Origin of the sequence: Nonomuraea sp. NPDC050786 (assembly GCF_040654115.1) — a bacterium.
Taxonomy (GTDB): domain Bacteria; phylum Actinomycetota; class Actinomycetes; order Streptosporangiales; family Streptosporangiaceae; genus Nonomuraea.
This window is the reverse complement of record NZ_JBFAHJ010000018.1, coordinates 33338-54613: the sequence shown is the minus strand read 5'-3', so window position 1 is coordinate 54613 and position 21276 is coordinate 33338. Positions and strand designations below refer to the sequence as shown.

Here is a 21276-nt window from a genome sequence, read left to right as displayed (position 1 = left end):
TAATGTTGCGGCATGGTCACGTCGCAACACGAGGGCATCACTAAGATCGCTACCCTCGACTTCGGGCATACCGCACAGATGTTGCGGGCGCTGTTCGACCTGTCGATACCGGAATCAGGCGACGCTCGGCTCGGCTCGCCTGATCTGTCGGACGCCAAGCCGGCTGTGTGCCGAGCCGACGGTGCGCTGCTCTACGGAAGGGGGAAGAAGAAGCTCGGCGTCATCACGGAAACGCAACGCGGAGAGGACAAGGACAAGCTCTATTCGTGGCTGGAGTACATCGCCAACTTCCGGGCCCGCGAGCGGTGTCCGGTCTGCCTGGTGGTCATCTGTCCTGATCGAAAGATCGCCCGCTGGGCGGCCAAGCCCATAGAAACCGGCCATCCTGGGTTGACCCTGACCCCGTTGGTCATCGGTCCCGACAACACTCCGGCCATCACCGATGTGGAGGAGGCAGCGGGCAATATCGGGCTGGCCGTCGTCTCAGCCATCACGAAGAACGACGACCCGCGGTTCAAGGACATCCTGGGCGCCTTGAACCAGGCTCTGAGCAGGATCGATCGCAAGCTTGCCGGAAAGTACGGGCACTACATAAACGTGTCGCTGACTGGTGAGGCGCAAGAAGAATGGGGGAGACTTATGGCTATGCAGACCTATCCCTACCAGGGCGAGTACGCCGAGAGCCTGCTGGCTGAGGGCCGGGCGGAAGGCAAGGCGGAAGGCGAGGCGAAAGGCAGGGCGGAAGGCGAGGCCAGGCTTCTGCTGAAGCTGCTGGAGATGCGTGGCATCGCGGTGTCCGAGGAGGTCCGTGAGCGGATCGCGGGCTGTGAGGACACGTCCACTCTCGAAGCCTGGTTCCAGCGGGCGTTCACCGTCGACTCTGCGGAGGGACTCTTTGTCTGAGCCGCCGACTACGGAGATCTCGCCGCGCGAGTATTGGATGAGCCTCATGGCCCAAGAGAAATACGAGTACCAGCGCCTCTACATGCGGACGCTGCGGGAGAAGGCCAGCTCGGTGCTCCGGACTCTTGAGACTCAAGGGGTGCCTATGTCCGACGAGATCCGCGAGCGAATTCTCGGCTGCCGGGACACGATCATCCTGGACCGCTGGCTCGTGGAGGCGTTCCATGTCCGGTCGGCGGAAGAGCTCTTCGGCCCCGGCCAAGCCTGACGTTCGGGTCAACCGGCCCGTTAAGGGCCGGAACCCAGAAGCCCAAGCTGGCGGGCGGATGGCCAGCCAGACCTCCGCGAACGCCGAGCTCGATGACAGATCCCGCCCCGTGAGGGCGGCGAAGCGCCGCAAGCGGTAGGCCAGGGTGTTGGAGTGGATGTGGAGCGCCGCTGCCGCGTCTGTCCTACGGTGTCGCGTACGGGATCTTCGCGGTGCTCGTGCTGGTCGTGTGCGTCTACGGCTTCCGGTTCATGCTGTTCGTCAACAAGATCGCGGTGGCGGCGGCGTCGCTGCTGTTCGTGCTGGGGGTGTTCGCCTTCGCCGGCGACTTCGACCCCTCCTACCCGGGCACGCTGGGGGCGGATGACCCGCTGTTCTGGCCGTCGTTCATCGGCGCGGCACTGATCGTGCTGTCCAACCCGGTGTCGTTCGGAGCGTTCCTCGGGGACTGGTCCCGCTACATCCCGGCGAGCACGCCGCGCTCGCGCGTGATGGCCGCCGCGTTCCTGTCGCAGATCGCCACCATCCTGCCGTTCTTCTTCGGTCTGGCCACCGCGTCGATCATCGCGGCCAAGGCCGCCGAATACGTCGACCCGGCCGCGCCCAACTACGTCGGCGGGCTGCTGGCGATCTCGCCGGGCTGGTACTTCGTGCCCGTCTGCCTGATCGCGCTCATCGGCGGCATGTCCACGGGCACGACCTCGCTCTACGGCACCGGGCTCGACTTCTCCAGCGTCTTCACCCGCTTCTCCCGCGTGCAGGCCACGATTGCGCGCGGTCGCGAGGGTCGGCTAGCGGGTGCCCCAGGAGTAGGTCTGCTTACGCAGCTTCAGATAGACGAACGACTCGGTGGCCCGTACGGCGGGGATGGCACGAATTTTGCTGAGAATTTCCAGAAGGTGCCCATCGCCCTCGCAGACGACCTCGACGATCACGTCGAAGGAGCCCGCGGTGAGGACCACGTAGTCGATCTCCTCGATGGCGGCCAGCTCGTCGGCCACCGCCTCCAGGTCGCCCTCGATGTTGATGCCGATCATCGCCTGCCGCGGGAAGCCCAGCGTCAGCGGGTCGGTGACCGCGACGATCTGCATCACGCCGGCGTCATGGAGTCGCTGGACGCGCTGGCGCACGGCGGCCTCGGACAGGCCCACGGCCTTCCCGATCGCCGCGTACGGCATGCGCCCGTCGCGCTGGAGCTGTTCGATGATCTGCTTGGACAGATCGTCGAGCACCACCGGCCCGGCATTGGCGTTGGTGCGGCGTACGCGCGGCGGCGTCGTCATCGACAGCACTCCTCCTACCGGGACGGCGTTACGGGCACGTTCCCGCTGAGTTGCCGCCCCGGTGCGACATGTTGTCAGTTCTGGGCGGGCTGTCAAGCGAATTCGTAGCAATTTGGTATCTTCACCACGAAATCCCTTGTTCAGATGCAACGTGCTCTGTAAGAGTCGCGGCATCTCAGCCACGAGGAGGGGCACCTTGACCACCCGTCTCCAGAACTTCATCAACGGGGAGTTCGTGGACGCGAAGAGCGGCCGATTTTCCGACGTCATAGACCCGTGCACCGGTGAGGCCTACCTGCAGGCCCCCGTCTCGGGCGCCGAGGACGTCGACGCCGCCTACGCCGCCGCGGCCGCCGCCTTCGAGTCGTGGGGCAGGACCACCCCGGGTGAGCGGGCCAACCTGCTGCTCAAGGTGGCCGACGCGATCGACGCGCGGGCCGACGAGATCAACGAGGCCGAGTGCCGCAACACCGGCAAGCCGCGCGCCCGCATGGCCGAGGACGAGACCCCGGTCGCCGGCGACCACTTCAGGTTCTTCGCGGGTGCGGCGCGCACGCTCGAGGGCCCCACGGCCGGCGAGTTCCTCGCCGACCACACCAGCGTCATCAGGCACGAGCCGATCGGCGTGATCGGCCAGGTCACGCCGTGGAACTACCCGATGATGATGGCGGTCTGGAAGATCGCCCCCGCGCTCGCGGCCGGCAACACGATCGTGCTCAAGCCGTCCGACACCACCCCGGCCTCCACGCTGAAGCTGGCCGAGATCATCGGTGAGGTGCTGCCCGCCGGGGTCTTCAACGTCGTCACCGGCGACCGCGAGACCGGCGCGCTCGTCGTCGGCCACCCGACGGCCTCCATGGTCGCCATCACCGGCTCGGTCGGCGCGGGCATGTCGGTCGCCAAGAACGCCGCCGACGACCTCAAGCGCGTGCACCTCGAGCTCGGCGGCAAGGCCCCCGTCGTGGTGTTCGAGGACGTCAAGGACCTGCGCAAGGCCGCCGCGGACATCGCCGTCGCCGGGCTCTACAACGCCGGCCAGGACTGCACCGCCGCCTGCCGGGTGCTGGTGCAGGAGAGCGTGCACGACGAGTTCGTGGCCGCGCTGACCGAGGCCGCGGCCGGCACCGTGACGGGCGACCTGGACAACGAGGACGCGCTCTACGGGCCGCTCAACAACGAGAACCAGCTCGCCAAGGTCCAGGGCTTCATCGACCGGGTCCCGGCGCACGCCAAGGTCCTCACCGGCGGTCACCGCGTCGGAGAGAAGGGCTACTTCTTCGCCCCGACGATCGTCGACGGTCTCAAGCAGGACGACGAGATGGTGCAGAACGAGGTCTTCGGCCCCGTGATCACCGTCCAGACGTTCACCGACGAGGCCGACGCGCTGGCCAAGGCCAACGACGTCAAGTACGGCCTGAGCGGCTCGGTCTGGACCTCCGACCACGGCCGCGCCATGCGCATGTCCAACCGCCTCGACTTCGGCGTGGTCTGGGTCAACACGCACATCCCGTTCGTCTCGGAGATGCCGCACGGCGGCTTCAAGCACTCCGGGTACGGCAAGGACCTGTCGGTGTTCGGCCTGCACGACTACACCCGCGTCAAGCACGTCATGCACTACATCGGCGAATAGGGACAGACCTGGGATGGCTGAGCTTAATGCGATAGAGCTTGAGGACGTCGTCAAGGAATACCTCTCGCATGGCGAGGTCGTCCAGGCGGTCAAGGGCGTCACGCTGGACATCGCCGAGGGGGAGTTCTTCTCCCTCCTCGGCCCGTCCGGGTGCGGCAAGACCACGACGATGAGGATGATCGCCGGGTTCGAGCCGCCCTCGAAGGGCCTGGTGCGGCTGCACGGCAAGGACGTCACGAACGTCCCGCCCAACAAGCGCGACGTCAACATGGTCTTCCAGTCCTACGCGCTCTTCCCGCACATGAACGTCTGGGACAACGTGGCGTTCGGGCTGAAGCAGCGCAGGACGCCGCAGGAGGAGATCAGGCGGCGGGTCGGCGAGATGCTGGAGATCGTCGATCTCACCGGCAGGGAGAAGCGCAGGCCGCGCGAGATGTCGGGCGGCCAGCAGCAGCGCGTGGCGCTGGCCCGCGCGCTGGTCAACCGGCCGCGGGCGCTGCTGCTCGACGAGCCGCTCGGCGCGCTCGACCTCAAGCTCCGCCAGGCCATGCAGATCGAGCTCAAGCGCATCCAGCGCGAGGTCGGCATCACGTTCGTGTACGTGACGCACGACCAGAACGAGGCGCTGACCATGAGCGACCGGATCGCGGTCATGAACGACGGGCTGGTCGAGCAGCTGGCCGGGCCGCGCGAGATCTACGAACGGCCCGCGACCGCGTTCGTGGCCGGCTTCATCGGCACCTCCAACCTGCTCACGGGCACGGCGAACGGCGGGGTGCTGAAGATCGGCGGCGGCCGGGTGCTGGTGCCGGAGCAGGACGGCGACGTGACCGTGACCGTGCGGCCGGAGAAGATCACCATCGGCACGGAGGAGCCCGCCGAGGGCCTGAGCGCCGTGCGCGGGACGGTCGCCGAGGTCGTCTACCTGGGGACGTACAACAGCTACGCCGTGAGCCTCGCTGACGGGGCCGAGATCACGGTGTTCCAGCAGAACGCGCTTGACGCCACGGCCACCGCGGAGCGGGGCGACTCCGTGTGGCTGTCGTGGCAGGCGCAGCACTCGTATGTGATTGGAAGTTGATAGCACCTCATGAACCACCCCATGCCCCGCACCCGTCGTGACTTCTTCCGCGCCGCCGGGTTCTCCGCCGCCGGGCTCGCGCTGGCCGCCTGCGGTGTCCAAGGACAGAAGGCCGCGCCCCCGAAGGCCGACGCGGTCAAGGACTTCTGGGCGAAGCAGACCAAGCACGGCAAGGTCGTCTTCGCCAACTGGCCCGAGTACATGCCGGAGGACCAGGCCCCGCTGAAGAAGTTCCAGCAGGCCACCGGCATCTCGTACGAGTACAAAGAGGTCATCCAGGAGAACGCCGAGTTCTTCGGCAAGGCCGACCCCGTGCTGCGCGCCGGGCAGTCCCTTGGCTACGACATCGTCGTCATGACCAACGGCGTCCAGCTCCAGCACATGATCGAGCTGGGCTACGCGACGCCGCTCGACCACGCCCAGCTGCCGAACTTCGAGGCCAACGCCGGTCAGAAGTACAAGGAGCGGGCCTACGACCCGGGCAACAAGTACACGGTGCCGTACACGTCCGGCGTGACCGGGATCGCGTACAACACCAAGTACGTCGACGACGACATCACCAGCATCGAGTCGCTGTTCGACCCCAAGTACAAGGGGCGGGTCGGCATGATGGCCGACGCGCAGGAGATCGGCAACTTCGCGATGTTCGCGCTGGGCATCGACCCCGAGAAGTCGACCGAGGCCGACTGGAAGAAGGCCGGGGAGAAGCTCAAGGCGCAGCGCGACGCCGGAATTGTCCGTAAATATTACGATCAAAGCTACATCGACGCCGTGGCCAAGGGCGACGTCTGGATCTCCATGGCCTGGTCGGGCGACGTCTTCCAGCGCCAGCTCGCCGGTGAGCCCGTCAAGTTCGTGGTGCCCGAGGAGGGCGGCACGATCTGGACCGACAACATGCTCATCCCCAAGAACGCGGCCAACCCGGTGGACGCGCTCATGCTCATGGACTACCTCTACCAGCCGGTCGTGGCCGCCGAGCTCGACGAGTTCATCCAGTACGTCACGCCGGTCCCGGCCGTGCAGGACCTGCTGAGGGAGAAGGCCAAGACGGCCAAGGGCAAGGACAAGAAGGCCCTCGAGGAGATGGTCGACAGCCCGCTCATGTTCCCCACCGAGGCCGACTACGCCAAGCTGCGCAACTACACCCCGCTCACCACGCAGCAGGAGCAGGTCTTCAACCCGATCTTCCAGTCCGTCACCCAGGCGTAGCGGATGAGGCGGCTCACCCCCTACCTGCTGGCGCTGCCGAGCTGGATGTGGCTGGGGATCTTCCTGGTCGTCCCGATGGCCGCGATGGCATCGGTCTCCCTGCAGACCGGCAATGCCATCGACGGCTTCGCGATGACGTTCAGCGTCTCCAACTACGGCGACGCGCTCGGCAGGTACAGCACCCAGCTGCTGCGCTCGCTGCTCTACGGCGGGCTCGCCACGGTGGCCATGCTGGTGATCGGCTATCCGGTGGCGTACTGGATCGCGTTCAAGGGCGGCACGCGCAAGTCCGTGTACCTGTTCCTGCTGCTGCTGCCGTTCTTCGTGTCGTTCGTGCTGCGGACGATCTCGTGGAACTTCCTGCTGTCGGACAACGGCATCCTGTTCGGCACGCTGAAGGGCTGGGGGCTGCTGCCGGCGGACTTCCACGTGCTGGCCACGACGTTCGCCGTGGTGGGCGGGCTGACGTACAACTTCCTGCCGTTCATGATCCTGCCGATCTACGTGGCGCTGGAGCGGGTGGACCCGCGGGTGGTCGAGGCGGCCCAGGACCTGTACGCCACGCGGGCGGCGGCCTTCCGCCGGGTGGTGCTGCCGCTGTCGCTGCCGGGGGTGTTCGCCGGGGTGCTGATGACGTTCGTGCCCGCCACGGCCGACCCGATCAACGCGCAGATCCTCGGCGGCACGGCCAACACCATGATCGGCAACATCATCCAGACCGAGTACCTGACCAACCTGAACTACCCGACCGCCTCGGCACTGTCGTTCACGCTGATGGCGGTGCTGCTGGTGGGCATCTTCATCTACGCCAGGGCGCTCGGGACCGAGAACGTCCTCGAGGCGGCGGCCCGATGAGAGGGACGCGGTTGGGGGATCGGCTCCTCCAGCTCTACACCTGGATCATCATCGTCTGGCTGTCGTCGCCGATCGCCGTGATGATCCTCTTCGGCTTCAACGACAAGAAGAGCAAGTCGAACACCTCCTGGCAGGGCTTCACGCTCCGCTGGTACGCCGAGCTGTTCGACATCTCCGACCTGACCGTGGCGCTGCGCAACTCGCTGGTGATCGCCGCGGTCAGCACCGTCATCACGGTCGTCATCGGCACCATGCTGGGACTGGCGCTCGGGCGGCACCGCTTCCGCGGCAAGGGGCTGACGAACTTCCTGGTCTTCGCCGCCATCTCCACGCCCGAGCTGGTCATGGGCGCGTCGCTGCTGTCGCTGTTCGTCTCGGGGAACGTGCCCCGCGACGCCAACACGATCATCGTCGCCCACGTGCTCTTCTCGGTCTCCTTCGTGGTGGTGACGGTACGGGCGCGGATCGTCACGCTCGACCCGTCGCTGGAGGAGGCGGCCAGGGACCTGGGGGCGACGGCGTGGGGGACGTTCAGGCAGGTCACGCTGCCGTCGATCATGCCGGGCGTGATGGCCGGGGCGATGCTGTCGTTCGCGCTGTCCATCGACGACTACGTGGTCACCAGCTTCGTCAACGGCTCGACCGTCACCTTCCCGCTGTGGATCGTGGGTGCGGTCAAGACAGGTATCCCACCGCAGGTCAATGTCATGGGTACGCTGATCTTCGGCATCGGGGTGCTGATCGCGATCGGGAACGCGGTGGCGGCGCGGCGCCGTACCTAAATAAGAACTCCACGAACTTCGTAGGGAAGTGGGATTTGTGGATCCGCTGAAGGCGCTTGCTGATGCGGAGCGCAAGCCGTACTGGCTGGACAGCCCGGCCAGACCCGAGCCGCGACCGCGGCTCCTAGAGAACACGAGTGCCGACCTGGTCGTCGTCGGCGGAGGCTTCTCAGGGCTGTGGACGGCCCTGATGGCCAAGGAACGAGACCCCTCTCTCGACGTCGTCCTGCTCGAAGGGCGCCGGATCGGCTGGGCGGCCACCGGCCGCAACGGCGGGTTCTGCATGGCGACCCTCACCCACGGCCTGGCCAACGGCCTGGAGCGGTGGCCGGACGAGATCGACCGCCTCGAGCGCATGGGGGTGGCCAACCTCGACGAGATCGAGCGGACGCTGGAGCGCTACGGCGTCGACTGCTCGTTCGAGCGTACGGGGGAGCTGCACGTGGCCACCGAGCCGTGGCAGCTCGAGGCCCTCCACGAGCACCTGGACCTGATCTCGGAGCACGGGCTCGACTACCTGCCGCTCGACCAGGAGCAGGTGCGGGCCGAGCTGAACTCGCCGACCTTCCTGGGCGGCCTCTGGGACCGCAGCGGCTGCGCCATGCTCGACCCGGCGCGGCTGGCCTGGGGGCTGCGGGACGCGTGCCTGAGCCTCGGCGTGCGGGTCTACGAGCGCAGCCCGGTCCGCTCGCTGCGCGACGACGGCACGACGATCACCCTGCGCACCCCGCACGGCGAGGTCGGCGCTCGCCGGGTCGCGCTGGGCACCGGGGTGTTCCCGCCGCTGCTGCGGCGGCTCAAGCACTTCGTGGTTCCCGTGTACGACTACGCGCTGATGACCGAGCCACTGTCCGGCGCGCAGCTCGCCGAGGTCGGCTGGCGCAACCGCCAGGGCGTGGGCGACTCCGGGAACCAGTTCCACTACTACCGGCTGACCGACGACAACCGGATCCTGTGGGGCGGCTACGACGCCGTCTACTACAACGGGGGGCTGGTCAGGCCCGAGTACGAGCAGCGCGACGAGACGTTCGCCAAGCTCGCCGAGCACTTCTACGCCACCTTCCCGCAGCTCACGGACGTGCGCTTCACGCACAGGTGGGGCGGCGTGATCGACACCTGCAGCAGGTTCAGCGCCTTCTACGGGCAGGCGCACGGCGGGCGGCTGGCCTACGCGACCGGCTACACCGGGATGGGCGTGGGCGCCACCCGGTTCGGGGCGAACGTCATGCTCGACCTGCTGTCGGGCGAGCGAACCGAGCGGACGGAGCTGCGGATGGTCAAGGAGAAGCCGGTTCCGTTCCCGCCCGAGCCGGTGCGGTCCGGGGTGATCCAGGTCACCCGGTGGTCGATCGCGCAGGCCGACCAGCACCAGGGCAGGCGGAACCTGTGGCTGCGCACGCTCGACCGCATGGGACTGGGGTTCGATTCATGACCCGGGCCGCGTTCATGGTGGACGGCCTCACACTCGCCGGGGACCTGCGGGTCCCCGGCGGCGTGGGGCCGCGGCCCGGACTGGTCCTCACCGGGCCGTTCACGGGCGTGCGCTCCCAGGTGACCGGGCTCTACGCGGAGCGGCTGGCCGAGCGGGGGTACGTGACGCTGGCCTTCGACCACCGGAACTGGGGCGAGTCCGAGGGGCTGCCGCGCCGGGAGGAGGACCCTCAGGGCAAGCTGCGCGATCTGCGGGCCGCCGTGTCGTTCCTGCGGTCGCGGGACGAGGTGGACCGGGAGCGGATCGGAGTGGTGGGGGTGTGCCTGGGTGCGGGATACGCACTGAAATTTGCCGCTTTCGACCCGCGTGTCCGGACATTTGCCGGTATTGCGGGTGCGTACAACAACCCCTACACCATGCGGGCCGGGATGGACTACCCGTCGGTGCTGGCGGGGCTCACGGAGGTTCTGGAGCGGCAGGATCAGGGCGGCGGCGTCGAGTACATGCCCGCGGTCTCCGAGGAGGGCGAGGCCGCCATGCCGGGCGACGAGCCGTACGCGTACTACGGCACCTCGCGGGGCGCCTCGCCGCACTGGTCCAATTCGGTGACCCGGGCCAGCGTGCGGGAGCTGGTCACGCTGGACAACATGATGGGAGCGGACTTCCTGTCACCGAAGCCGGCGCTGATCGTGCACGGGGTCGTCGACCGGTTCTGCTCGCCCGAGGGGGCCGAGGAGGCGTACCGGCGGCTCGACCAGCCGAAGAAGCTGGTCTGGGTGGACGCCAAGCAGCACATCGACCTCTACGACCGCGAGCCGTACGTCACCCAGGCCGTGGACGCGACGGCCGACTTCCTCGCCGAGCACCTCTGACGGGCGGGTGGTAGCGGCTCTGCAAGGTCGTGCTGAAGGCCTGGCCAGGAAAGCGCGTGGCGTGGCGGGCCAGGCCGCCCCCGCACAGCATGCTCCTCGTGTCCCCCAGAGGAGATCACGGGAGTGGGCGCGTGCGTGCGAAGTGGATGGCGGCCTGGCCGGTGCGGGTGCCGGTGCCGGCGCAGGTGCTGGTGCCGGCGCTGGTGCTGGTGCTGGCGGCGGGGTGCGGGACCGAGCGGGAAGTGATCGGCCCCGTGGCGGTGAAAGCCCCGATCAAGGTGGCCCGCTGCGTCATGAAGTACCCCGCCCCGCGCGCCGCCGTGGCGGCCCGCCTCCGCCTCCAACACGACATTTCCCGATACCTGAGCAAGCGCCCCGGCCGGATCGTCTACGCCGCGCTGGACCTGGTCACCGGGGTCTCGCTCGGCCAGGGGGAGCACGAGCACGACATCATCACCGCCAGCGGCGCCAAGGTGGACATCCTCGCCGCCCTCCTGCTCCGCGGCACCGGTGAGCTGGACGACGGCGAACGCGACCTGGCGGTCCGCATGATCACCGAGAGCGACAACAGCGCGGCGGACGCCCTGTGGTCACGCGTCGGCTCCTCGATGAGCGATTTCTACGACCGGATGGGTCTCCGGGAGACCACGCCCGGCCCCGGCATCTACTGGGGCGGCACCACCACCAGTCCCGCCGACCGCATCCGCCTGATGAAGGTCCTGGTCAAGGGCGGCAAGGGCATGACCGCGCCCGATCGGAGACTGGTGCTGGATCTCATGTCCAGGGTCCAGAAGGACCAGTCGTGGGGCGTGAGCGCCGCGGCCCGCAGCGGGGACCGGGTGGCGCTGAAGAACGGCTGGACGCCGCGTCCGTTCGCCCGCGACAGCTGGGCCGTCACGAGCTACGGCCGCATCGTCGGGCCGGGCCGCGACCTGCTGCTGTCGGTGCAGACGGACGAGCAGCCGGGTGACGAGGCAGGCATCGAGACCATCGAGGGCGTGGCCCGCCTCATCGGCACCCGCCTCGACACCCTTTCGCCGGCCATCACCCGCCCTTGCCCGACCAGACCCACCGTTTAGCCCGCTCGCATCCGCGGTTCGTGGTTCCATGATCACCCATGAACGCAGCAGCAACGGGCGTGCGGAGAAGATGGCTCAAGCTTCTCGCGGCCCTTCTCGCCATCCTCCTCCTAGGCGCGTTAGGAATGTACCGGCTGATGAACGCGCGGACCTTCCAGGTGGCGGGAGAGCTGATCGACCGCGTGGAGACCGACGAGAAGGTCGTCGCCCTGACCTTCGACGACGGCCCTGACGAGCACGCCCCCGAGATCATCGACATCCTCGCGGAGCTGCGCGTCCGCGCGACGTTCTTCGTCATCGGCTCCCAGGTCGAAGCCCGGCCACAGGCCGCGCGGGAGCTGGTCGCCCACGGCCATCAGCTCGCCAACCACACGTACACCCATCAGCGGATGGTCTTCGTCTCCCCTGCCACCGTGGCGAGTGAGGTCGAGCGCACCGATGCGGCCATCCGGACGGCGGGGCAGCGCGGCGAGATCCTCTTCCGCCCGCCGACGGGCAAGAAACTGCTGATGCTCCCGCTGTATCTGGCCGACCATCAGCGCCGCACGGTCATGTGGGACGTGGAGCCGGACTCCGGCAGGACCCCCACCGCCGCCGAGATCGTCGCGGAGGTGCGCGAGGAGACGAGGCCAGGATCGATCATCTTGCTCCACCCGTGGTACGCCGGCGGGCGGAACACGCGCGAGGCCGTCAAGGGCCTGGTCACCGGCCTCCGCGAGCAAGGGTACCGATTCGTCACCGTCTCGGAGCTGCTCGCCCTGCGACGTCGCTGAGCCACGTTCTCAGTCGTCGTGGGCGATGTGCATGAGCTGCCGCCACAGCAGCACCAGGAACACCGCGGAACCGGCGAAGGCGAACCAGAAGGGCGCCGCGACACCGAAGCGGGTGGCCAGGACGCCGCCGATCAACGAGCCGACCACCAGGCCGCCGAAGACGCAGACGGAGTTGACGCTGCCCACCCGGCCCTGCAGTTCCTGCGGGACCGCGCGCTGGCGGACGGTGCCCGAGGTGGTGCCCCAGATGAACGCGTGCGCGCCGAAGACCAGGAAGATGCCCCCGGCGACCCACGGCGAATGGGTCAGCGCCAGGCCCAGGTGGGTGAACGTCTCGATGATGAGCCCGATCCGCATCAGGGCTCCGAGGCTCACCTTGCGGGTGATGGCCCCGTACAGGCCGGTGCCGATCAGGCCGCCGATGCCGCCGATGGTGGTCATCAGACCGAAGCCCACGGCGCCGAGGCCGAGCTGCTCCTGGGTGTAGAGGACGAGCACCGACCAGGCCGCGCCGAACGTGAAGTTGAAGATCAGGATGGTCAGCACCAGCGTGCGGACCGCCGCGTGCCGGATGGTCCAGCTGAACCCGGCGATCAGTTCCCGCACAGTGTTGGGCGTGGGATCGCCGGCCTGCCGGCCGTGCGGCGGCAACGTGATCCGGGAGACCAGGACGATGCCCGCCACCACCAGGAGCAGCTGGCTCGCGAACGGCCAGATCTGGCCCAGACCGAACAGCGCAGCGCCGATCGGCGGCCCGGCGAGCTGATTGAGCGTGATGAAGCCCGTGCCCAGGCGGGCGTTGGCGATGACGAGATCGTCCTTGCTGACCATCATGGGAGTCAGCGTGGCCGTCGTGTTGTCGGCGAACACCTCGGCGATGGCCCGGAGCGTGAGCGCCGCCAGCGCCGTCGCCACGGTCACGGTGCCGGTCACCATGAGCGCGACGAGGGCCGCCAGCACCACGGCCCGAACCGCGTTCGCGATGAGCACGATCCTGCGCCGGTTGTACCGGTCCGACAGCACGCCCGCGTACAGGCTGAACAGCAGCGGCGGAGCCCAGCCCACCAGCGCCGACAGCGAGATCATCAGCGGGTCGCGCGTCAACGTCGCGATCAGCAGCGGGCCCGCGGCGGCCGCGACCCCGTCACCGAGATTCGTCAGCCAGCTCGAGGCCAGCAACCACCGGAATCCTGTTCCCAGCCGGGCAGGTAGGACTCGCTCCACCACGGTAATCACGAGCGCAAAACCATACGTTTTGCGAGCGGCTACGGCAACGCGTTTTCCTGCGCCTCCTCCGGGATGACCTTCGGCACCCCGCGCAGCCCGACCAGCGCCACCAGGGCCACCACGAGCAGCAGTCCCGAGGTGACCAGGGAGGTCAGGTGCAGGCCGTCGATGAAGGCCGCCCGCGCCGCCCGTACCAGCGTGGCCGCCTCCTCGGCGGGCAGTGCCAGGGCCGCGCGCATCGCCCCGGCGATCGACTCCCGTGCCTCGCCCGTCGCCACGGAGGTCGCGGTGGCGTCCAGGCCGGCCCGGTACGCGGTGTTCAGCACCGTGCCGAGGATCGCGATGCCGAGCGCCCCGCCCAGCTCGAACGCCGTCTCCGACACCGCGGCCGCCGCCCCGGCCCGTTCCTTGGGAGCGGTGGCCAGCACGTTGTCGTTGTTGACCGTGAAGGTGAACCCGATCCCGAGACCACCGATGATCAGGAAGGGCAGCAGCGTGAGGTAGTTCAGCGACACGCCGAGCGTGGAGTAGTACAGGAACGAGCCCGCGTTCATGGCCAGGCCCAGCGCGACCACGCCGTTCCTGCCGATGCGGCGCACCAGCCGGGCCGCCAGGATGCCGCCGACCGCGCCGCTCAGGCCGCCGGGCAGCTGGGCGAGCCCCGCCTCGAGCGGCGTCCAGCCCAGGACGAGCTGCAGGTACCAGCCGAACATCAGCATCATGGCCGACATCGTGAAGATCGCCAGCAGGTTCGTGAGGATGGACGCGCTGAACGCCCTCCGCGTGAAGAGCCGTACGTCGATCATCGGTTCGGCCAGCCGGGTCTGCCGCCACACGAACAGGCCGAGCAGCAGCACCCCGGCCGCGCCCGCCACGAGCACGTCGGCGTGCTCCACCAGAAGTGTCGCCGGGTCCGCGACGATCAGAAGTGTCGCCGGGTCCGCGACGATGCCTTTGTGCGCGCCCTCCTTGACCGCGTAGACGGCCGTCACCACGCCGCCGAACGACAGCGCGGCGCTGGCCAGGTCGATCCTGCCCGCGCGAGGGTTGCGCGACTCGGGCAGCACCATGAACCCGGCGGCCAGCACCAGCAGCATGATCGGCACGTTGATCAGGAAGACCGAGCCCCACCAGAAGTGGCCGAGCAGCAGCCCGCCGACGACCGGGCCCACGGCGAAGCCGGCTGCGCTCATCCCGCTCCAGATGCCGATGGCCGCGGTTCGCTCGCCCGGCTCGGTGAACACGTTGCGGACGATCGACAGGGTGGACGGCATGATCGTCGCTCCGGCCACGCCGAGCAGCGCCCTGGCCGCGATCAGCAGCTCGGGGTTGGGGGCGTACGCGGTCACCGCCGAGGCCGCGCCGAAGGTGGCCGCGCCGATCAGCAGGAGGCGCTTGCGGCCGATGCGGTCGCCGAGGTTGCCCATGGTGACGAGGAGGCCGGCCAGCGCGAAGCCGTACATGTCGCCGATCCAGAGCAGCTGCGTGGAGTTCGCGCCGAGGTCGGTCACCAGCGTGGGCAGGGCCAGGTGCAGGACCGTGAGATCGAGCGAGAGCAGGAGGGTGGCCAGGCAGCAGACGGCCAGGCAGGACCATTTGTTCTTCATGGCGCCCACTGTCCAGAAGACGCCTGACCGCGGGCCTACCGCTCGCTGACCATCCGGCTGACCTCGGTCAGCCCGGCGTCGATGCGCTCGCGGGTGTCCGCTGTGCTGTACCAGTCGCGAGGGCATTCCTGGTGTGCCCGGGTCAGGAGGGCCCGGGCGGCGTCCAGCTCGCCGCGCGACAGTGCCACCTCGCCCAGGCCGAGGTGCGCCCGGGCCAGGATGTCCATGGAGCTGTTCCGGCGCGACAGCTCGGCGGCCAGCGCGTAGTCGGCCCGCGCGCCCTCCGCTTCGCCCAGGCCGTGCAGGGCGTCGCCGCGCTGGCACAGGGACTCGGCGATCTCCGTGTTGGCGCCCAGCTCGTGCGCCACCGCCAGGGCCTCGTCGGCCAGCGCGTACGCGACCTGGTAGTCGCGCTGCCGCTGGTGGAGCTGGCCGAGCCCGGACAGCGCCAATATGGTGCCCCAGCGTTCGCCGATCGCCTTGAACGCGGCCAGGCTGCGCTGGAAGTAGGTCAGCGCCTCCTCGGTCCGGCCGAGCAGGTCCAGCACGAACCCCGCTCCGGCGAAGGAGAGCGCCTGCTGCCAGGGCGGGAGACCGACGGAGTGCCCGATGACCAGTTCGTAGGCTTCGGCGTGGTCGTCCGGCGGCCCGTTGAACGACGACAGCAGCATCATCAGGAGCTCGACCCGCTGCGGCAGGTAGCTTATCGGCAGCAGTTGCTGGACCTCCGCCAGCCGCGCGCGCAGCCCGTCGTCGATCTCCCCGGCCCAGGCGGTGATGAGCACGCACATGACGTACTCCTCCTCCATGCCGGCGGGCCGGACGGGGCCGAGCGCGGCCAGCAGCCCGGAGGCGAGGGCGGCGCTGGAGGTGCGGTGACCGCGCATCCACCAGTAGCAGGCGCTGTAGGCCAGCAGCCGCAGCCCCATCTCCAGCCGGCCCGACTCGGTCGCCCAGCGCACCGCGGCGTTGAGGTCGTCGCTCTCCTCGTCCAGCCGGGCCAGCCACTCCAGCTGCTCGCCGGTGCGCAAGCGCGGGTCGGCCGTCGTGACCAGGTCGAGGTAGTAGCCGGCGTGCGCCTCGCAGACCGCGTCGACCTCGCCCGACTCGGCCAGCCGTTCCGCGCAGAACGCCCTGATCGTCTCCAGCATCCGGAAACGGCCGTCCACGGACTCCACCAGCGACTTCTCCGCCAGCGAGAACAGCACCTCCTCCGGCAGCCCGCACACGCGCTCGGCCGCCTCGGCCCGCGCGCCGCCGAGGAAGACGGAGAGCCTCCTGGCCAGCCGCTGCTCGTCCTCGTCGAGCAGGTCCCAGCTCCACGCGACGACCGCGTGCAGCGTCTGGTGCCGGGGCAGCGCCGTACGGCTGCCTCTGATCAGCAGCCTGAACCGGTCGTCGAGCCGCGCCGCCACGTCGGACACCGAGAGCGTACGCAGCCGGGCCGCGGCCAGCTCGATGGCCAGCGGCAGCCCGTCGAGCGCCCGGCAGATGCGCACGACCTCCGCGGCGTTGCCGGCGTCCACGGCGAAGCCCGGACGGACGGCGGCGGCGCGGTCGGCGAACAGCCGGACCGCCGGATAGTCCGAGGGGTCGCCTGAGGAGTTGCCCGCCTGCGCCGGGGGCAGCCGCAGCGGGGCCACGGGCAGGATCGACTCGCCGGTGATGCCGAGCGCCTCGCGCCCGGTCGCCAGCACGCGCAGCCCGGGGCAGGCGGCCAGCAGCGCGTCCGCCAGCTCCGCCGTGGCCGCGACGAGGTGCTCGCAGTTGTCCAGGACCATCAGGAGCTGCCGGTCGGCCAGCGCGGTGACCAGCCTCGTGACGGGGTCCACGGCGGGCCGGTCGGGGCCGTACAGCAGGGTGTCGCGGATGTCGAGCGCGGCCAGCACGGCCCTCGGCACGTCGCCGCCGTCGGAGACCGGCGCGAGCGGTACGAAGCACACGTCGCCGGCGGCCCGCTCCGCCGCCTCGATCGCGAGCCGGGTCTTGCCCGCGCCGCCCGGGCCGAGCAGCGTGACCAGCCGGTTCGCCCGCAGCCTGGCGTCCACTTGCTCGATCTCCTCGTCCCTGCCCACGAAGCTGGTGAGCTGGGCACGCAGCCCCCGCCGCTGCCTGGGCGCGGAGGCCGCGGGCGCGCCGAGCGCCGGGTCGGCCCTCAGCACGGCCAGGTGGGCGGCGGCCAGTTCGGCTCCGGGCTCGACGCCCAGCTCCTCGTCCAGGATCTTCCTGGTCTGGTCGTAGACGGTCAGTGCCTCCGCCTGGCGCCCGCTGCCGTAGAGGGCCCGCATGAGCTGGGCGCTCAGGCGCTCGCGCAGCGGGTGGTCGGCCGTGAGCCGGCGCAGCTCGGCGACGAGCTCGCGGTGCCTGCCCAGGTCGAGGTCAGCCTGCACGCGGTCCTCCGTGGCGGCCAGCCGCAGCTCCTCCAGCGCCGACGCGGCGGCCTGGGCGTGCGGGGCGTCGGCGAGCGGCGCGCCCCGCCATAAGTCGAGCGCCTCCCGCAGCAGCGTGGCGGCCCGGCCCGGATCGCCGGCGGCGAGGGCCTGCCGGCCCGCCTGCGCGAGCAGCTCGAAGCTGCGCGCGTCGACCTCCTGCGGGTCGGCCACCAGCCGGTATCCCGCCGGGTGGAACTCCACCAGGTCCCGGCCGAGTGCCCGGCGCAGCCTGGACACCTGCGACTGCAGCGCGTTGGCCACGCCCTCCGGGGGCCTGGGGCCGTACATGCCGTCCACGAGCTGCTCCGCGCCGACGATGCGGCCGGCGTGCAGGGCCAGCAGGGTCAGCAGCGCCCGCACCCGCGGGCCGCCGAGCGCGACCGGCTCGCCGTCATCACCCAGCACGGCCGTGGGCCCGAGGATCTGGAAGCGCATGCCTCGATTATCGGCGCAGCAGGGCGGAGATCTCGGCGTATGTCGGTATCGGAGGTGCCTGCTTCCCCTGGGCGGCGAGCGCCGTCGCCACCGCCTCCCCGAGCGCGGCGCGGTACAGCAGCGAGCCGGTGCTCACCCTGGCCACGCCGGCCTCGGCCAGCTGGGCCAGTGTGGGGCCGTTCGGCTGGTGGAGGACGTTGAGCGGGAGCGGCGTGCCGGCCGCCACCTCGGCGATCTCCTTCAGGTCCGTCATCCCGGGCACGAAGATCCCGTCGGCGTGCCCGTAGGCGGCCACTCTTTCCATCGTGTCGTCGCCGGTCTTCAGCCAGTATGTGTCCGTGCGGGCGTTGACGAACAGCCCGTGTCCCTTGGCCGCCTCGATGATCCGCTGGTGCAGCTCGATCGGGCGCAGCGTGCCGTCCGGGCGGCCGTCCTCCAGGTTGACGCCGACGGCTCCGAGGGCGGCCAGGCTCGCGACCAGGTCCGACACCTCGGCGGGGTCGTCGCTGAACCCGCCCTCGATGTCCACGGTCACCATGACGTCCAGGTCCTTGACGGCTTCGACGAGTTCGATCGTCTCGGCCCTGGTCGCTCCGGCCCCGTCGGGCTTCCCGTACGCGGCGGCCACGCCGAGGCTGGTCGTGCCGATCGCCGGGAATCCGTGCGCGGCGAGGAGGGCGGCGGAGCCGTAGTCCCACGCGTTCGGCAGCAGCAGCGGATCTCCCGGGCGGTGCAGGTCGCGGAAGTTCATGCGGGCCTCCTGCCCAGATTCCCGTGCAGCAGCGCTTCGAGCACGCCCGCGGCGAGTGCGAGCGCGTGGGCGGGGGCCGGGCAGGGGCGTACGCCGTACCCGAAGGTCAGGTGGGCAGACCGGCCGCCCGAGGGGTCGCGGTTGGCCGCCACCAGGTCGATCGTCACTTCTTCGCCGGTCCGCGTGTCGAGCCTGCGGGTGGCCTTGAGCGGCGGGTCCTGCTTGAGCGTCTCGTGCAGCAGGGCTTCGACGTCGGTGCCGGGTCCGCCATGCCTGAGCGCGTTCTCGATGAGCGCCTCCGTGGCGGCGTGCGCCTGCAGCAGCAGCGTGATCTCGGGGATGCCGGCCAGCTCGAGCAGCTCGGCGACGGCGGCGTCGGCCTCGGGGCTCTCCTCGCCGCTCAGGTAGCCGGCCGCGGCGGCCGGCACGGCGCTCGTGTCCTTGACGCCCAGGGCGGCGCCGAGCACGGCCGTGGGCACGCCCCGCCAGTTCCCGTCCCGCTCCGAGGTCAGGGCCCTGGCCGCCGGTCTCAGCTCGGCGGGGTCAACCGCGGCCAGCCGTTCGACCAGCAGCCGGCGCCGCCCCGCGTGCGTCTCGCCGGTGCTGAACCGCGACACCTGGGCGCGCAGCCAGGCCAGCGTCCCCTTCTCGGCGTCCTGGCGTACGGGAGGGGGCACGTACCTCGGATCGGAGAGCACCGCTTCGGCGTCCGCGTGGCGTGTGATGAGCATGGCTCCACGCTAGAACGGGGTAATTTCGGCCCGCGTCGAAGGATGGGGGCATCAGGCCGCCAGCCGTTCCGGGCGTTCCGAGGGCTGGGGCTCGGCCGGGGCCGCCGAGGCCCGGACGGCGGGCCGCCTTCCGAGGCAGGCCAGGGCCATGGCGGTCAGCAGCGCCATCTCGGCCAGCACCAGGCCGCGCTCCAGCAGCCCGTAGTAGGCCGAGCCGCCGATCAGCGCTGAGGTGACGGAGGCGGGATGCGCCGCCAGGTAGACGACGAGCGTGGCCGCGGAGGTCACGCTCAGGGCGCGGACGGCGTTCCACCGGGGCGCCGCGGCCCGGCCCCTGGCCAGGGCCCAGCCGGCGACGGGCAGCGAGGTGAACACGACGGCCGCCGCCCACCGGTGGATCTCGCCGGTCATCGAGCCGACCGGTGACGGGTCCGTGGGGAAGATCGCGCTCAGCATCAGCCCGGCCGTACCGGCCAGCAGCAGCACTCTGGTGGCCGCGGTGCGCGCCGGGTCGCCGGCCGCGAGGCCGTACGCGAGAGACAGGCACGCCCCGGCCAGCGCCAGCATCCCGATCAGCACGGGCACGAGCCCGCCCGGGACCAGCGCGTAGTCGCTGAGCAGCGTCTGTGCGGGCAGGACGACCTGCGCGTACGTCAGCGCGCCCGCGGAGACGACCGTGCCGGCGACGGCGCCCAGGGCGCTCTGGCGTGGGATCATCGGGTCACCTCATCGTAGATTTGCTCGAACCGGGCGAGCGACGACTGGTGGTCGTGGGTGAGCGCCAGCTCCCTGCTGGCCTTGCCGAACCTGGTCCGCAGGCCGTCGTCCGTGAGGATGGAGGTCAGGTGCCTAGCCAGCGCGACAACGTCGCCCGGCTGGAACAGGTAGCCGTTCTCGTCCACCAGGTGCGGCAGCGCCATCGCGTCGGCGGCCACCACCGGCAGCCCCGAGGCCATGGCCTCCAGCGTGGCGATGCTCTGCAGCTCGGCGATGCCGGGCATGGCGAACACGTCGGCGGCCGCGAACGCCTGAGGCATGAGCTCGTCGGGCACGAAGCCCAGGAAGAACACCCGCTCGCCCACCCCGATGCGCTTGGCCAGCCTCTCCAGCTCCACCCGCTGGTTCCCCTTGCCGACGAGCGCGACCTGCGCGTCGGTCTCGTTCAGCACGAGCGGCAGCGCGCGTACGAGCTCGTCGATGCGCTTCTCCTCGTCCAGCCGGCCGACGAACAGGACGGTGGGCCGGTCGGGCAGGTCGAACAGCTTGCGCGCCCATGCCTTGGGCTCGGAGCGCGGCTGGAACCTGGCCAGGTCGATCCCGCAGGAGACCGCCTCGACCTGCTGGGCGAAGCCCTGGTCGGCCAGGAGCTTGGCCGCCAGCGGGGTCGGGGTGGTGACGTGGTCGGCCCGGTTGAAGATCCGGCTGAAGTCGCGCCAGGCCAGCCGGCCGGCCCTGGCCCGCAGCCGGTCGGGGATGTGGCAGAACTGGAAGAGGTTGTCGGGCATGAAGTGGTTGGTGGCCACGACCGGCACGCCCGCGCGGCGGGCGGCGGCGATGGCCGCCCGGCCGACCACGAAGTGGCCCTGCGTGTGCAGGACGTCGGGCTGAATGGCGGCGACCAGCCGGTCCAGCCTGGTCGGCACGGTGAAGCGCATGGTGGGGTGGACCGGGATCGGGGCGGAGCGCAGCCGGTGCACGATCACGCCGTCCACCACGTCGGCGGCCGGCGGGCCCGCCTCCGACTGGCAGACCACGTGCACCTCGTTGCCGCGCTCTGCCAGGCCGGTGGCCAGGCGGTGCGTGAAGTAGGCGGCGCCGTTGACGTCCGGCGGGTAGGTGTCGGTCGAGATCAGGACGCGGCGGGGACGCTCGGGGGCGATGACGGTCTCGGGGAGCGTACGCAGGGGCATGGCCATGTCAGGGGAC

At 70.1% G+C, this 21276-nt stretch carries 19 protein-coding genes; 11 read left to right on the top strand and 8 right to left on the bottom strand.

The genetic code is table 11. From position 1 onward, the window contains the following. Positions 1 to 12: 12 nt before the first annotated feature. A complete protein-coding gene (locus AB0H84_RS29075; protein WP_357610818.1) occupies positions 13 to 903 on the top strand; it encodes a hypothetical protein in 891 nt (296 codons plus the stop codon). 37 nt (positions 904 to 940) lie between these two features. Then, on the top strand, positions 941 to 1171 hold the full coding sequence (locus AB0H84_RS29070; protein ID WP_357611272.1) for a hypothetical protein: 231 nt from the start codon (positions 941 to 943) through the stop codon (positions 1169 to 1171). A gap of 791 nt (positions 1172 to 1962) precedes the next feature. On the opposite strand, the gene AB0H84_RS29065 is transcribed toward AB0H84_RS29070, so the two are convergent. Then, the gene (locus AB0H84_RS29065; RefSeq protein ID WP_357610815.1) at positions 1963 to 2454 is read right to left on the bottom strand and encodes an Lrp/AsnC family transcriptional regulator; all 492 of its coding nucleotides are present in this window, start codon (positions 2452 to 2454) and stop codon (positions 1963 to 1965) included. 196 nt (positions 2455 to 2650) lie between these two features. Between AB0H84_RS29065 and AB0H84_RS29060 the strand changes: the two genes are divergently transcribed. The 9 genes from AB0H84_RS29060 to AB0H84_RS29020 all read left to right on the top strand — a co-directional run bounded on the left by AB0H84_RS29060 (position 2651) and on the right by AB0H84_RS29020 (position 12167). After that, the gene (locus tag AB0H84_RS29060) at positions 2651 to 4084 is read left to right on the top strand and encodes a gamma-aminobutyraldehyde dehydrogenase (protein WP_357610812.1); all 1434 of its coding nucleotides are present in this window, start codon (positions 2651 to 2653) and stop codon (positions 4082 to 4084) included. Positions 4085 to 4097: 13 nt separating this feature from the next. After that, entirely contained in the window at positions 4098 to 5165 is a 1068-nt protein-coding gene (locus tag AB0H84_RS29055; protein ID WP_357610809.1) for an ABC transporter ATP-binding protein, read from the top strand. Between the two features lie 21 nt (positions 5166 to 5186). Next, positions 5187 to 6374: a spermidine/putrescine ABC transporter substrate-binding protein gene (locus AB0H84_RS29050; RefSeq protein WP_357610806.1), complete on the top strand. Its 1188-nt coding sequence runs from the start codon at positions 5187 to 5189 to the stop codon at positions 6372 to 6374. A gap of 3 nt (positions 6375 to 6377) precedes the next feature. After that, positions 6378 to 7229 carry an ABC transporter permease gene (locus tag AB0H84_RS29045; RefSeq protein WP_357610803.1) on the top strand — a complete coding sequence of 284 codons (852 nt, stop codon included), beginning with the start codon at positions 6378 to 6380 and terminating at the stop codon, positions 7227 to 7229. Between the two features lie 11 nt (positions 7230 to 7240). Then, positions 7241 to 8011: an ABC transporter permease gene (locus AB0H84_RS29040; RefSeq protein ID WP_357610799.1), complete on the top strand. Its 771-nt coding sequence runs from the start codon at positions 7241 to 7243 to the stop codon at positions 8009 to 8011. Positions 8012 to 8048: 37 nt separating this feature from the next. After that, on the top strand, positions 8049 to 9443 hold the full coding sequence (locus tag AB0H84_RS29035; RefSeq protein WP_357610796.1) for an FAD-dependent oxidoreductase: 1395 nt from the start codon (positions 8049 to 8051) through the stop codon (positions 9441 to 9443). Next, the gene (locus AB0H84_RS29030; protein ID WP_357610793.1) at positions 9440 to 10315 is read left to right on the top strand and encodes an alpha/beta hydrolase; all 876 of its coding nucleotides are present in this window, start codon (positions 9440 to 9442) and stop codon (positions 10313 to 10315) included. Before AB0H84_RS29035 ends, AB0H84_RS29030 begins: the two co-directional genes overlap by 4 nt. Before the next feature lie 131 nt (positions 10316 to 10446). Then, a complete protein-coding gene (locus AB0H84_RS29025) occupies positions 10447 to 11394 on the top strand; it encodes a serine hydrolase (protein ID WP_357610790.1) in 948 nt (315 codons plus the stop codon). Between the two features lie 137 nt (positions 11395 to 11531). Next, positions 11532 to 12167 carry a polysaccharide deacetylase family protein gene (locus tag AB0H84_RS29020; RefSeq protein ID WP_357610787.1) on the top strand — a complete coding sequence of 212 codons (636 nt, stop codon included), beginning with the start codon at positions 11532 to 11534 and terminating at the stop codon, positions 12165 to 12167. Between the two features lie 9 nt (positions 12168 to 12176). Here the strand turns inward: AB0H84_RS29020 and AB0H84_RS29015 are convergent, their stop codons facing one another. The 7 genes from AB0H84_RS29015 to AB0H84_RS28985 form a co-directional block, all read right to left on the bottom strand. Then, the gene (locus AB0H84_RS29015) at positions 12177 to 13346 is read right to left on the bottom strand and encodes an MFS transporter (protein WP_357610784.1); all 1170 of its coding nucleotides are present in this window, start codon (positions 13344 to 13346) and stop codon (positions 12177 to 12179) included. Positions 13347 to 13432: 86 nt separating this feature from the next. Next, positions 13433 to 15001: an MFS transporter gene (locus AB0H84_RS29010; protein ID WP_357610781.1), complete on the bottom strand. Its 1569-nt coding sequence runs from the start codon at positions 14999 to 15001 to the stop codon at positions 13433 to 13435. Positions 15002 to 15036: 35 nt separating this feature from the next. After that, the gene (locus AB0H84_RS29005) at positions 15037 to 17868 is read right to left on the bottom strand and encodes a BTAD domain-containing putative transcriptional regulator (RefSeq protein WP_357610778.1); all 2832 of its coding nucleotides are present in this window, start codon (positions 17866 to 17868) and stop codon (positions 15037 to 15039) included. 7 nt (positions 17869 to 17875) lie between these two features. Continuing rightward, the gene (locus AB0H84_RS29000; RefSeq protein WP_357610775.1) at positions 17876 to 18619 is read right to left on the bottom strand and encodes an isocitrate lyase/phosphoenolpyruvate mutase family protein; all 744 of its coding nucleotides are present in this window, start codon (positions 18617 to 18619) and stop codon (positions 17876 to 17878) included. Continuing rightward, entirely contained in the window at positions 18616 to 19350 is a 735-nt protein-coding gene (locus AB0H84_RS28995; protein WP_357610772.1) for a hypothetical protein, read from the bottom strand. Before AB0H84_RS28995 ends, AB0H84_RS29000 begins: the two co-directional genes overlap by 4 nt. Before the next feature lie 51 nt (positions 19351 to 19401). Next, positions 19402 to 20067, bottom strand: a complete 666-nt coding sequence (locus tag AB0H84_RS28990) for a DUF998 domain-containing protein (RefSeq protein WP_357610769.1) — start codon at positions 20065 to 20067, stop codon at positions 19402 to 19404. Further along, on the bottom strand, positions 20064 to 21266 hold the full coding sequence (locus AB0H84_RS28985; protein WP_357610766.1) for a glycosyltransferase: 1203 nt from the start codon (positions 21264 to 21266) through the stop codon (positions 20064 to 20066). The genes AB0H84_RS28990 and AB0H84_RS28985 overlap by 4 nt, the downstream gene beginning before the upstream one ends. Between the last annotated feature and the right edge of the window lie 10 nt (positions 21267 to 21276).

Excerpts from the sequence above, each read along its gene's own strand:
- AB0H84_RS29050 (WP_357610806.1), top strand. The coding sequence starts at position 5,187 with ATGCCCCGCACCCGTCGTGACTTCTTCCGCGCCGCCGGGTTCTCCGCC.
- AB0H84_RS29030 (WP_357610793.1), top strand. The coding sequence starts at position 9,440 with ATGACCCGGGCCGCGTTCATGGTGGACGGCCTCACACTCGCCGGGGAC.
- AB0H84_RS29075 (WP_357610818.1), top strand. The coding sequence starts at position 13 with ATGGTCACGTCGCAACACGAGGGCATCACTAAGATCGCTACCCTCGAC.
- AB0H84_RS29065 (WP_357610815.1), bottom strand. The coding sequence starts at position 2,454 with ATGACGACGCCGCCGCGCGTACGCCGCACCAACGCCAATGCCGGGCCG.
- AB0H84_RS29020 (WP_357610787.1), top strand. The coding sequence starts at position 11,532 with ATGAACGCGCGGACCTTCCAGGTGGCGGGAGAGCTGATCGACCGCGTG.
- AB0H84_RS28985 (WP_357610766.1), bottom strand. The coding sequence starts at position 21,266 with ATGGCCATGCCCCTGCGTACGCTCCCCGAGACCGTCATCGCCCCCGAG.
- AB0H84_RS29010 (WP_357610781.1), bottom strand. The coding sequence starts at position 15,001 with ATGAAGAACAAATGGTCCTGCCTGGCCGTCTGCTGCCTGGCCACCCTC.
- AB0H84_RS29045 (WP_357610803.1), top strand. The coding sequence starts at position 6,378 with ATGAGGCGGCTCACCCCCTACCTGCTGGCGCTGCCGAGCTGGATGTGG.
- AB0H84_RS28995 (WP_357610772.1), bottom strand. The coding sequence starts at position 19,350 with ATGCTCATCACACGCCACGCGGACGCCGAAGCGGTGCTCTCCGATCCG.
- AB0H84_RS29070 (WP_357611272.1), top strand. The coding sequence starts at position 941 with ATGAGCCTCATGGCCCAAGAGAAATACGAGTACCAGCGCCTCTACATG.
- AB0H84_RS29055 (WP_357610809.1), top strand. The coding sequence starts at position 4,098 with ATGGCTGAGCTTAATGCGATAGAGCTTGAGGACGTCGTCAAGGAATAC.
- AB0H84_RS29005 (WP_357610778.1), bottom strand. The coding sequence starts at position 17,868 with ATGCGCTTCCAGATCCTCGGGCCCACGGCCGTGCTGGGTGATGACGGC.
- AB0H84_RS28990 (WP_357610769.1), bottom strand. The coding sequence starts at position 20,067 with ATGATCCCACGCCAGAGCGCCCTGGGCGCCGTCGCCGGCACGGTCGTC.
- AB0H84_RS29000 (WP_357610775.1), bottom strand. The coding sequence starts at position 18,619 with ATGAACTTCCGCGACCTGCACCGCCCGGGAGATCCGCTGCTGCTGCCG.